This window comes from Deltaproteobacteria bacterium (assembly GCA_016208165.1).
Classification (GTDB): Bacteria; Desulfobacterota; Desulfarculia; order JACQYL01; family JACQYL01; genus JACQYL01.
The window spans coordinates 1-11,632 of sequence record JACQYL010000010.1; the positions used below are offsets into that span (position 1 = coordinate 1).

An 11,632-nucleotide genomic window follows, 5' to 3' on the forward strand; every position below is an offset into this window, starting at 1 on the left:
ACTAAGCTTGGGTGAATCCATCACCGGCTGGAGCAAGATATCGATTTATTTAAGAGAATCGCCCAGAAAACGACTGCTACAGCAAGTGCAACTGCAAAAGCAAAGTAACATAGTAAACAGTTCTTAAGTTAGCGCTTATGAGGGTACGGGGGGAAAACTTTTTCAAAAGTTTTCCCCCCGTGAATACTTACGCTGGGTGACTTTGGCGATCGGTTTTTTTCCTGTTTTCCATAGCAGGTGGAAGTGGTTGGGTATCAAAGCACGGGCAAAACAGGGTGTTCGAGTCTCAACCGGCAGTTTCGCCGCTTGGCGATCGACAAACCGGTTTCTGTCGGTGTCGTCACGGAAGACGTTGCGCGTTTCGATCCCGCGGCGGATGATGTGATGCAACGCCCGCGCCGCGTCAATCCGTGCTTTTCGCGGGTGAGGTCTCCATATCACGGATGCTGAAACAAAGAAACGCGCAAATTCAACCCCGTCCCTCTTTTGCCACACATGACCTGTTAAACTGCCGAACCGCATATCTCGGCGGCCATATCGAGCGATGAAGCCATTGCGGCGCCATGCGCATTACGTACCATTCATGCCGCAATCGGCATTGCCCGACATGCCGGCACATGCCCCGGGATCACTGGCCCTGCAATTGTCACTACCCCTGCCAATCCACAAGTTTTCGGATGTCTGTTACCTTGAAAGCGGCGGCTGCTACGATCATTTTTGCCGCGTCGGCGCCGGCATGCTCGGCAATTGCGGTCTTGACTCCATCATACATGGGCCCAGCCTTCTGGATCTCGTTTACCTTTAGATAGAGTCGCACACCAGGGGTCTGGAATCCCACGGGGCTTTCGGTGAGGCAAAAGAGTACGGCCAATGGGTTTTCTTCAAGATTTTTCAGACTGCGGTTTTTGCCAAGCCCCAGAACAACCGAACCGTCTTCCATTAAGCGCAGACTGCCAAAGTAGGCGGCGTTGGGCTGTCCCTGTTTGTCGGCGGTACCCAAAACTCCAACTCTGCCGGGTTTGTTAACGATTTCGAACACCTCTTTACTGATTTCGACCATGGTATCCTCCTGAATGAAAACGGGTGGAAGCATATTACCGGTTCCGGGTTATCCCAGAATGTCCTATTGCTCATGCTCACCACAATATCGCCGGAAAGAATAAGGTTCTGTAGCGTTCGCTACAAAACGTTCATTTTTTTCGGAATGATCGTCTTAATCGGGCGATACGGCGGCCTTCTTCAAAATATAAGAACGGCCCTTCTTGTATATTTTACCGTCTTTTCCGAGTCTCTTTATCGCCTTGGTGATGGTCACTCGATGGGAACCGGTGAGAAAGCTCAGGTCTTCGTGAGTCAGTGGAAACTAGATGCGGAGTCCCTGGTCGACAGCAACGCCGTGATCACGGGCTACGTTGATCAATATCCGGTACAGCCGTTCTTCCAAAGAGGGTATGGCCATATCGCCTATCCGTGTGGACAGGGATTCGATCAGTTCGCTCTGCCTTTGAATCACCCGCAGACCGATGGAGGGGTGTTCCAGAATCAGTTGCTCGAAATCGGTTTTTTTAAATCCGCAGGTATAGGTATCTTCCTTGCACCATGCCGTTACGGGATAGTGGGTCGCTTCGCCGAAAATGTTTTCGCCCAAGGTATCGCCTCCTTTTCGATAATCGAGGGTTACCTCGCGGCCGTCTACAAAGGTTTTATTTAGTTTGATCCGTCCCGACTTGATCAGGAACATGGAGTCCGCAGCATCTCCCTGATGGAACACTGCCTCGCCTCGTCGAAAGACCTTTCGTTTGCCCACACTGGTCAACGCAGCCAGATCTTCTGATTCGAGTTTACTGAAAAGCCAGATATCCTTTCCGCATTTGTGGGATACGGCTAGTTCCTCAGGGATATTTGTTTCACAAAGACATGTCATTGGCAAGCCTTCTAACTCTCTCAATGTGCAAACATTGTCGTTTAATTCCGGCAGAAAGGCTTCTTGATGATTCTGAAAATAGCCTTTTGGGGTTCATAGTCCCGAAAAATTTTTCAGGCATTTTCCTGTTCCCTGAAATCACAGATTGTTGTCGGGGCTATTTTGGAATAGATCGCGTTATCCCCTTCACGATCATGACTTCCTTATTTCTATTCCGCGTCGCCCTTGTTTCCGCCATAGATCCTGCCGTAACGTATACCGGCTACTGACGGTCTCTCAAAGGTTTGAGAATCTCTTCTATATGTTCTTTTTTGTTTTCCCAGGTAAGCGGGTTTGACATCTTCTCCCTCCGGGCAGACAGCTATGCAGTAGCAGCATCGATAGTTCATTCCAAACATCAAGGACTTCCAGATGAAGCCCGTTTCCCGATCATCGAAACGGGATCTGATTTCGTCAGAAAGTTGACAAATATAGTAACCAGCACAGCCAATGTTTCGAAATCTAGTACTTGCGTCGAATTTTTCTCAAACAACAGAGTCGCTCGGGCCGGGAATTCATCGTCTTTATCATAGAAAATTAATTGTAGTAAGATGTGAGGAAGCAAGTCGAAAAGTATGCTGACTGAATCCAAGCCTCCAATCCCACCCATGCGTCCACCTACTGATGTCGCGACCCGCAGCAATTCTGGAGCACGTCTTTCAAAGCGTTTAATGATCGGTCGCTCTATAGCGCTGCTGGAATATTCTCCCTGCCTAAACAACGGGCCGGCCAGCATCGCAAAGGTCACAAACTCTCCTGCCGGGCGGCTACAACTTCCCGTTAACAAATAACGAATTAAGGCGCTTCCAGTAACATCCGAGAAGCCTTGGCCATCATCTCTCCTGACTCCAGCCCTTGATAATAGATAAGTGACGCCCAAAAATGGGACTTCGGCTTCGCCTTCCTGGTTGAGCGCAAGCTCAAGATGTTCTGCCAAGGTAGGAATATCTCCCTGCCGCAATTGCTGGATCAGCTCTTCATAAATTCTTTTGTAGCCGCCGAATCCCGATATATTTTCCAGGTTACCATCTCTCGTAATTTGTTTGAACAACGTGCTCATGGCGTTTATCCCTCTGCCTCAAAGCTCTTATCCTCTTGAACCCCCTGTTTTGGGCCGCTCCCGTTGGGTCAGGCCGCTTCGACCCGGCAGGGAACATAGCGATGCATAGGGGTTCCGACAAAGTCTCGGTTTGTGTTTTTTGTTAATCTGTTGACGTTAGCGCCATATTTAACGCCATCATAGACCAGACCAAAGCCTTGCGGAATGATGACCTGGCCCTTTCTGACGTCCTCGGTAAGCTCTACCTCGATGGATTCTTCGCCCGCCTCGGTGATAACCTTCACCATTTGTCCGTCGGAGAACCCATATATCTCTGAGTCCGCTGGATTCATCGCCAGGGTGCAGGGCCGCCTGCCTTTGTTCCACGCGGGATCCCTCATAGCTGTATTGGAATTCATGTCCATGTGACGTCCTGCCATCAGGATCAATGGAAATTCGGCATCGGTTTTCAATCGTTTCTCTTCCTCACCGGGGCTGATTTCCTTTATCCACTCTTCCGCCTCTGCGGTATGAAGCCGTATCCTGCCGTCCTTTGTGGCCAACCTACCGAGATTTTTCCCTATGTCCTGTACTCCAACCAGCACGCCTTCCGGATGGTCGATGATGGCCTGGTAGAGGGCCGGCCCCTGGTCCGGTCCGGCGTCGAAACCCACCCTTGCCGCCTCCTCCTGCTTAGCCCGGGACCTCTGTAAAAAACCGGTGAAATAGCCGGCCAGGTGGGCGGAACCGATGGCATTGCCCAGCGTCTTGGCTGCTATGAAGGGTACCCACATCATGTTCTCAGGATGCTCCATTACAAAACCTATCAGCGCATCACGGTATGTCCCCAGGCTGCCGCTTCCGGCAGCCTGGCAAAGCGAGTCGGGTAGTGCGGGAATCAGCCCCATGGCGTCGGCCAGGAGAGTGAATATCTCACCCGCTTCTTTCTGCTCTCCTTCTACCTCAACAACAGGCCGGCGCATCCGGCTATATACGTCCAGGAAACCTTCGTTGGTTTTGGAGGGGATAATAGCGTCCGCCGGGACCCATGATTCGTAGGTTGTCTTGCAGGGCAGGACGTAGTGTGCAAGTGCGGCGGTCTCACTCATTGCGATCTCAGTTACCACCAGCAGATCGAGCCGCCCGAATGCCTCTTCATACGCAGTCGTATCGGCATAAGACCGCAATGGATTGGCCCCCAGGACGAAGGCGGCCCTCAGCCGGTCGGGACGGTCGCTTGCGATCTCTTCCGGCATGACATTGGGAGGGAACATCCCCGCGATGGCCGGGATGTTGGTCACCGCTGTCCTCCACGTCTTGGGGTCATTCGGATCTGAGTACATCTTTCCGCCCACAAGGTAGTTTCCTCCCGGCACACCGATGCGTCCGCAGATCGCCAGCAGCACAACGAGCAGATAGGATACAAGGGCACTGTGCCGGTTCATCAGGATTCCAAGATCGTCACGCAGGCAGGAGTGGCGCTTGGCGAATTCCCGGCAGACTCGGAACACCTGGTCGTACTCCAGCTCGCAGACCTTTAGCGCCGCGTTCACATCGAATCCGGTGAACCAGGGCAGTATCTCCTTGAACCCGTTAACGTGTTTGTCGATGTATTCCGGATTATGCATACCCTCTTTGAGGATGATGGCAATCATCGATTTTAACAGCAAGGCATCCGTACCCGGCCGAAGGGCCAGGTGAATATCAACAAGGCATCCGTACCCGGCCGAAGGGCCAGGTGAATATTCGCTATTTTCGCCGTTTCCGAACGCCGTGGGTCGATCGCCACAAGCAGTTTGTCCGTGTCTTTGGAAATTCTGTTGAATACTCTCCTGGCCTGGGGTATATGGTGGCTCATCATCCCATTCCAACCGACGGCCATCAGCATCTCGGTATTCTCGTAATCAGGTACTAGCTCGAGCATCTGGCTTCCGAATGTTAGCCCGTGCGCCCAATACCGGCCGGCAAACTCCTGGTTGGCGGATGAGTACTGGTAACGTGACCCAAGAGCCTGAATGAAGCCGGCCAGGAACCGGGTCGGGTAGAAGTTGAATTCGCCCCCGCCGGCTACCGAGGCCAGGGACCGCGGCCCATGCTCTTGAAGTATCTTCTTGAGTTTTTCTGCGATCTCGCCGATTGCTTGATCCCAGCTTATGCGTTCAAATTTGCCGCCCGCCTTCTTCATCGGGTAAAGCAACCGGTCCGCATTGTGCTGGTGATAAGCGATGTTCAAGCCCTTTCGGCAGACGTATCCTTCGCTGATAGGGCTGTCCTTGTCAGGGCGGACTTTGACAATGCGGTTGTTTTCAACTTTGACTTCAAGGCCGCAGCAGACAGCGCACATTACGCAGGTAGTCTTTTGCCAAACGCTCATGATTACCTCCTGTGGTAAAACTCTTAGGCCGGGGTTAACCGGTTACTGAAATTGCTTGTGACGCTCCACGTTATCAGTCACCTCCATCTGCGCCCTCAGTTGCGCCCTATGCGTGAGGGCCTCCCTCATGTTGGCCGGTACCGGGGGGGTGTGCTCCTGGGACTTGCGCACCAGGCTGAGAGCCTTGGCCGGACAAGTAGTCACACACAGACCGCAGCCTATGCAGTGGTCCAAATTCAACGATGCGTCTCCTTGGTCGATCATGGCGAAAGCCGCCATCCGGAAGCGGTCCAAGCAGGTCTCACAGCCGATGCATTCATCCTGGTTCAAGCCGGCAATGAAATATCATGGAATCGATCTCAGCCCAAATTTCATCAACATTTTTCAGCTGACCGGTTTTTCGCTTCCTGCCACGCCTTTTCAAGCAACGCCAACGTGCCTGGGGTGGACTCGGTGCGGAGACCGAATTTGGCATTGAATGCTTCGATGTTCGCCATCATCTCTATTTCGCCCAGCACTTTGGTGGGCAGCAGCAGGCTGCGTTCGTAGTCTCGCATCATGCGCTTCAGGAGCATGTCTTTTTTCGGGAGCAATTCCTCAGGGATATCCGAGTCCAGGATCTTCCGCCAGTGCCGGGAAAATCCGGCATTCATGAACATGGTGCCTGCGCACTCGCATTGCCGCGCATAATAATTTTCACGTCCACCGATAATGAGCCCCACGCAGTCGTCCACCGGATGGTCTTCATCCATGGGAAGCATCACTGGTACACCCACTTCCGAAAAAAGATCCTTGGCATGGTCCAGGGCATTTCCACACAGACCGTATCCGAGAAGGACGCTTTCCACGTGCTGGGCCATCTCCTCGACGGCAGACACCACATGGCGTTGCAGGTTTTTAGTCACGGAATGCAGTCCGACCTCCATGACCCGGATCAATACTTGGTGCCCGTCGCCTGACGTTTTCCCGAATTCCTTTAGGGTTGTCAGCCTATGCACCGGCTTTTTGCCGTGGTCCTTGAGTTCTGAAAGCAAACCCGCTGAAAACTCGTTGTCGACAACAAAGACATCCGAGACTTCCGTGTCAGCACTCAACACGTGGGCGAACTCGAGTTCCAGGATTTGGCAGGTGATAATACCAATTTTGGCCATGTTATTATCCTTCCTTTCCCCATCTTGCCGGCCCCCCCGTCTCTGCCTGTAGGGATACAATATGATCTGTGGAGGTTGCTCTTCCACCGGAACATATACCTAACTTCATGGCTTTCCAGCTATTTTGGATTAGATCGCGTTATCCCCTTCACGATCATGACTTCCTTATTCTTATTCCCCGTAGCCCTTGCTTCCGCCATAGATCCGGCTGTAACGTACACCCGCTCCTGACGGTCTCTCAACGGTTTGAGAATCCTTTCGATATGTTCTTTCTTGTTTTCCAGATAGGCGGGTTTGACTTCTTCTCCCGCCGGGCAGACAGCCATGCAGTAGCTGCACCGGTAGCTCATCTTAAACATCAAAGATTGCCACATGAAGCCCGTCTCCCTATCATCGAAATGAGAACGGTATTCCCCCATGTCGTGAGAGGTGACGATGGCTTCCACCAGGTTATTAAACCCGATGTAATTGTCTCTGTACGTATGAGTGATGCAGGCCATAAAATCAAAGGGTTGGTTTTTGGTGATGGCTCCGGTGGGACAGACGGCGGCACATAGATTACACTTGATGCAGGGATTTTCCTTAAGGGGATAATCATATACATCCATCGCGCCATTCTCCAGGATACTTTCCAACTGGACACTGCTACCGTACTTCGGATGAAGGACCAGCCGGTTCATGCCCATGTGTCCCAGACCGGCCTCCACGGCCATGATCTTGTGGCTGACATCCCAGATCTTTCCTGGATACCGTTCCATGGCCATGGGCCACCCACGGTTTACAACAACCCCACGGATGCCGAGTTGGTTCAGTCGACGAAGGATCTCTCGCGAAACGTTCGAAGTCCTGTCTCCCGTACGATGATATTCCTCATTAGCCACATAGCGGGCCGGGCTCTGAATGTTTTCGCGATTGTTTGCGATAATGACTGAAATGACAGTCCGGGTAAGGGAATAGACGTGTAAGATCCCTTCACGCTCCTTCTGCTGGAGCGCATCGCGGTCCAGGTCCACGAATCCTACGTCTTCGGCCCCGGCATCCAGGCAGATTTTCTTGATCTCAGCGGCTGAATAAACTCCGTTCTGTTTGGACATGTTCTTTTTACTTTCTGGTATAGCTTGATTTTCCAGACGGAAGCGGCCAAGGATGGCCCGCGCCAACTTATATGGTTCTCTTTTCCGGCATTACCGCCCAGCTGCCTGTTCACCCGTCAGCAGAGTCATGCAGGTGCTACTTGCTCGTGAAATGAGTTTTTCCTTTTCATCGAAAACATCCCACGTCACCAGTCCAACCGTCTTTTCCCCCATCGACGACACTTGAGTCGGCTCGCAGCTTGGCCTTCCAGACTGGCTCAAGGACGTTGATATTGAACTCGAGTGTCGTGGAGCTCTCTCCTTCCTTGAGCCTGCCGGCGTATGCCATCCCCATGGCGGCATCGCTGATGTCACGGACAACACCACCACGCAATTTCGCCATAGGGTTTGCGTGACGATCATCAGCTTCGGACTCGATTTTTGCCCTTCCTGGACTAACCGAGACGAGCTTGAAACCGATAAGGTTTGCAATCGGAGGTGGTGGGATCAAACCGTTCAATACCATCTGGATTTGATGCGGAAGACTGATAGCGGTTCTTTCATTCATCGAGGTAACCCCTATCTATATATGCAGATGTCAGGCAATGATATGCCAACATGCGCATCTCATATGGACCTTCAAGTTCTTAAAAAATAGTTAACGTTTGCATTTCAGTGTAGCTACACATATATGCCCCAAAAAAATATTATGGGTTGCGAGATAGGGAGGTAATTTCTGATAAGCCGCCGAGGAAGCTTTCCAGCCGATCTTTTCCTAGACCCTTCTCAATGTGCGTTTGGGCCACCTCCCATAACGGTATTGCAGCCATAAGAGTCTCTCGACCTTTTTCGGTAATGGTCACAAGGCGTTCCCTGCGGTCCCTTCCCGCTTCGATGCTTAGAAATCCCTTGCTCTCAAGAATGTTCAGGTTTCTCGTGAGTGTTGTCCGTTCTGTTACTGTCAAATCAGCCAGTTTCGTCAACGTGATGGGGCCTCTCAAATGAGCGGCCATAAGGGCAGTAAATTGTGTTGCTTTTAGGCCACTGGGTGATAGGTAACGTTCGTAGAGTCGCGTAATTGCGCGGGCAGCCCTCCGCAAATTGTAGCAAGCGCAACTGCGTCCTATCTCCTTACACTTTGCGATCTCCACGTTTTTCAATTTATCTGCCATGTCGTTCCTGACTGCCCAAAGATTCTTTCCGAAGCATCGCACCATTGATGGCACATCGGGGGTGCTGTTAAGTGTATATACACCAATGATTGCGCTAAGTCAAGTCAATGGATGCAAAAAAACAAGGCAATCACATCTTGACTCACAACTGTTCGGTTAAGCGGATAAAACTAGTACCAAGTAACAGTTATAGTTTCGGATAAAGACGCCTCAGTTTAGTTCGAGCGTCCAAGGTAGTAAATTGCCAAGCAATCTTTTTGGCATTGTTATGTCGATCTTTTTCCCAAGCGGCCACTTCGGCCCACATGGTTGCCATGTTGGGGATCCGGCGGTCAAGACACTGCCCTTTCAGAGCGCTGAGTTCAATTTCCGCCATGTTCAACCAACTGCCATGTTTTGGCGTGTAATGGATTTCAAGTCGTTCGGCCAGTCGTCTGGCCTCCTGAGGCTCAAATGCTTCATAAAGCGAGGCGATGCTGTGGGTATTCAGATTATCCATAACCAAGCGCACCTTGATTGCCCCCGGATATCGTTCATCCAGCACCTGCTTGATCTGAATCGCCCAGTCTTTTCTGGTGCGGTGTTCGGTCACCTCCACATGTCTTTTGCCGGCCAATGGTTCTACTTCCATGAATATTTGGACCACGCCGTTTCGAACATATTCGTCGTCAATGCGTTCCGGCTTTCCGGGTCCGCAGGGGATGGGTTCATGAACTTCACCTATCAGTTGCTTGCAGGTTTCATCCATGCATACCGTCGGGTAGTCCCCATCATATGGCAGTTGATAAACTCCCAGAACATCCTCCATATTGGCTACGAACGCCGCGCTGCCTTCCGGAGGGATTTTCCAGTACTTCCTGAGGTGAGGTTTAATTTCGTTTTCTTTATAACCCGCTGCACGGTCATGTGCGATACGGATGGAGCGATATTCAGCTCTACAACTTTATCGGCAAGAAGCCTTACCGTCCATCGCCGATATCCCTGCGGCGCATCCGAACACGCCAAGGCGATCAGCCTTGCTTCAAATGCCCCGTCAAATTTTATTTCCCGTGGCGGCTTTTCCCGCTGCTTGCGTTCCAGCGCCGCTTCAGGACCGTCCTCAAGAAAACGCTTTTTGAGGTGTTCAATGGTCCGGCTGGTTATTCCAAGCGCCTGTGAAATGTCGGACAAATTCCATGACGGACCTTCAGGACCGCAATCGCAAAGTAACAAGGCGCGCGCAAGGATGACTCTTCTTGCTCGATCTTTTCCGCGTCGTGTTATTACCTCAAGCTCTTTTCGTTCTTCTTTGGTCAATGTTACCCGGTACCTTGGCGACATGGCGGGCTCCTTGTTTGGGTTCCCGCCATTATATCATAATTCATATTTAACGAAGTATTAAATGTTACATGGTACTAGGCCTGAAGAAACCCATTCGTGTTATATCTACTTTCCGTATAACTGATTGATACTAAAGGAAAATCAGGCAACGGCACATGTTAATACTATATTCGGTCAACTGCTGCAACCGGTTGATAGACACGATTTTCGACGCATTGAGTAAGAAGGTTATCAGCCTGTACGAAAACATAGAACCCTCGGTCGCTGGGAACAGTTCGTTGTGATGATGTTTGTCCAAATCTCAACCAGATGTGGCCTTCGCGATATAGTGAATCAATTCCGGTTTCAGTCGAGAAGGCTGTATCATCTGGGCGCGCGTGCAGCAGTGCCCGTTCCCGACATGGAGCCCGCAGTATCCGACGGACACGCACGGGAATGCGACCGATGAGCCGTACAACACGGACGGCAACCCATGCGTGGATCACGGCAGCGTAAATGGGGCGAGTCTGGCGGAGGTTCCAGCCCAGCTCGTGGTTTCGTTGGAGCCCGACCACGGCCCGTTGGTCCGCGGCACGACGGGGATTGACGGAAGCATACCACAACTTGTTGTTGATCGCTGCTATAGAGCCATTACGTGGTCGTCGTAATCGGGCCACTTCCTGATCGCTGTAATGGAGCCACCTTTTGATCGGCGCAATCGAGCCACTTTGTGATCGCCGCAATGAGGCCATCTTCTGATCGGCGTAATCGGGCCACCCTGTTTCTGGTGAACGTTTTTTTGGAAGTCAAAAAGGGTCTCGGACCATGGGAACAACTGCGGTAGACTCCCGGCCAAAAACTGCTGCCGGGAGGATCTGCCATGGCCAATCGGAGGTTCGAGATGTACCATTATCGTCAAGTCATCCATCGGATGCGTTTAGGTCAAAGCGACCGGGCCATCGCCAGAACCAGGATGATAGGGTGCCTTAAATGCGCCCAGGTCCGGACGGTGGCCGAACAAAACGGATGGCTCAAACCCGATGTCCCCTTGCCCGAGGACGAGGTCTTGGCCGAAGCATTCGAAACGAACAAAACGGCCAATCCGACCCACCAATCGCTTAGTTCTGCCTATGAAGAACAGATCCGGCAGTGGATCGATGCCGGCGTGCAGATGACGACCATCCATCAGCGGCTCGTCGATCACTTCCCTTTTGTGGGGTCCTACTCGTCGGTTCGACGCCTGGTGAACACCTTCGAAAAGCAATATCCCAAGGCCACCTGTATCCTGGATTTTGCCCCGGGAGAGGCGGCCCAGGTCGATTTCGGCAAGGGACCGGAGATCACCGATGCCTTTACCGGCCAGAAGACCAAGACCTGGATTTTCGTCATGACCTTGTGCTTCAGCCGGCACATGTACGCCGAGGTCGTCACCGATCAGAAAGTCGAAACCTGGCTTGCCTGCCACCGCAGAACCTTTGAGTGGTTCGGCGGTCTGCCGGCAAAGCTGATCATCGACAATGCCAAGTGCGCCATCACCCGGGCCTGCTTCCGGGATCCGGAA

The 11,632-nt window shown here is 52.0% G+C and carries 11 protein-coding genes and 2 pseudogenes; 2 read left to right on the forward strand and 11 right to left on the reverse strand.

All coding sequences use genetic code 11. The features are described from left to right. Positions 1 to 162: 162 nt before the first annotated feature. From HY788_01950 to HY788_02000, 11 genes and pseudogenes are all read right to left on the reverse strand, one after another. Complete coding sequence (locus tag HY788_01950; GenBank protein ID MBI4772940.1) at positions 163 to 390, reverse strand: hypothetical protein; 228 nt, start codon at positions 388 to 390, stop codon at positions 163 to 165. 259 nt (positions 391 to 649) lie between these two features. Continuing rightward, positions 650 to 1,060, reverse strand: coding sequence for a pyridoxamine 5'-phosphate oxidase family protein (locus HY788_01955; GenBank protein MBI4772941.1), 411 nt, complete (start codon positions 1,058 to 1,060; stop codon positions 650 to 652). A 153-nt stretch (positions 1,061 to 1,213) separates the two neighbouring features. Next, a pseudogene (locus tag HY788_01960) lies at positions 1,214 to 1,924 on the reverse strand (Crp/Fnr family transcriptional regulator). Between the two features lie 397 nt (positions 1,925 to 2,321). Then, a complete protein-coding gene (locus HY788_01965; protein MBI4772942.1) occupies positions 2,322 to 3,023 on the reverse strand; it encodes a DUF3786 domain-containing protein in 702 nt (233 codons plus the stop codon). Positions 3,024 to 3,091: 68 nt separating this feature from the next. Then, a pseudogene (locus tag HY788_01970) lies at positions 3,092 to 5,376 on the reverse strand (molybdopterin-dependent oxidoreductase). 42 nt (positions 5,377 to 5,418) lie between these two features. Then, the gene (locus tag HY788_01975) at positions 5,419 to 5,655 is read right to left on the reverse strand and encodes a 4Fe-4S binding protein (GenBank protein ID MBI4772943.1); all 237 of its coding nucleotides are present in this window, start codon (positions 5,653 to 5,655) and stop codon (positions 5,419 to 5,421) included. 95 nt (positions 5,656 to 5,750) lie between these two features. Continuing rightward, entirely contained in the window at positions 5,751 to 6,527 is a 777-nt protein-coding gene (locus tag HY788_01980; protein ID MBI4772944.1) for a DUF1638 domain-containing protein, read from the reverse strand. Between the two features lie 119 nt (positions 6,528 to 6,646). Next, positions 6,647 to 7,621, reverse strand: a complete 975-nt coding sequence (locus HY788_01985) for an epoxyqueuosine reductase (GenBank protein MBI4772945.1) — start codon at positions 7,619 to 7,621, stop codon at positions 6,647 to 6,649. Positions 7,622 to 7,787: 166 nt separating this feature from the next. Beyond that, positions 7,788 to 8,168, reverse strand: coding sequence for a PaaI family thioesterase (locus tag HY788_01990; protein ID MBI4772946.1), 381 nt, complete (start codon positions 8,166 to 8,168; stop codon positions 7,788 to 7,790). A gap of 139 nt (positions 8,169 to 8,307) precedes the next feature. Next, the gene (locus tag HY788_01995; GenBank protein ID MBI4772947.1) at positions 8,308 to 8,772 is read right to left on the reverse strand and encodes a MarR family transcriptional regulator; all 465 of its coding nucleotides are present in this window, start codon (positions 8,770 to 8,772) and stop codon (positions 8,308 to 8,310) included. A 187-nt stretch (positions 8,773 to 8,959) separates the two neighbouring features. Then, positions 8,960 to 10,092, reverse strand: a protein-coding gene (locus tag HY788_02000) for an IS630 family transposase (GenBank protein ID MBI4772948.1) whose coding sequence is annotated in 2 segments (ribosomal slippage) — positions 8,960 to 9,654 and positions 9,654 to 10,092 — 1,134 coding nt in all. Because the reading frame shifts where the segments join, the coding sequence is not laid out codon by codon here. 280 nt (positions 10,093 to 10,372) lie between these two features. Here HY788_02000 and HY788_02005 point away from each other — a divergent pair. Beyond that, the gene (locus tag HY788_02005) at positions 10,373 to 10,540 is read left to right on the forward strand and encodes a DUF4372 domain-containing protein (GenBank protein ID MBI4772949.1); all 168 of its coding nucleotides are present in this window, start codon (positions 10,373 to 10,375) and stop codon (positions 10,538 to 10,540) included. A 411-nt stretch (positions 10,541 to 10,951) separates the two neighbouring features. Continuing rightward, a partial coding sequence (locus HY788_02010) for a transposase family protein (GenBank protein MBI4772950.1) occupies positions 10,952 to 11,632 on the forward strand: 681 nt, incomplete at its 3' end.

Excerpts from the sequence above, each read along its gene's own strand:
- HY788_01955 (MBI4772941.1), bottom strand. The coding sequence starts at position 1,060 with ATGGTCGAAATCAGTAAAGAGGTGTTCGAAATCGTTAACAAACCCGGC.
- HY788_01965 (MBI4772942.1), bottom strand. The coding sequence starts at position 3,023 with ATGAGCACGTTGTTCAAACAAATTACGAGAGATGGTAACCTGGAAAAT.
- HY788_01975 (MBI4772943.1), bottom strand. The coding sequence starts at position 5,655 with ATGGCGGCTTTCGCCATGATCGACCAAGGAGACGCATCGTTGAATTTG.
- HY788_01980 (MBI4772944.1), bottom strand. The coding sequence starts at position 6,527 with ATGGCCAAAATTGGTATTATCACCTGCCAAATCCTGGAACTCGAGTTC.
- HY788_01985 (MBI4772945.1), bottom strand. The coding sequence starts at position 7,621 with ATGTCCAAACAGAACGGAGTTTATTCAGCCGCTGAGATCAAGAAAATC.
- HY788_01990 (MBI4772946.1), bottom strand. The coding sequence starts at position 8,168 with ATGAATGAAAGAACCGCTATCAGTCTTCCGCATCAAATCCAGATGGTA.
- HY788_01995 (MBI4772947.1), bottom strand. The coding sequence starts at position 8,772 with ATGGCAGATAAATTGAAAAACGTGGAGATCGCAAAGTGTAAGGAGATA.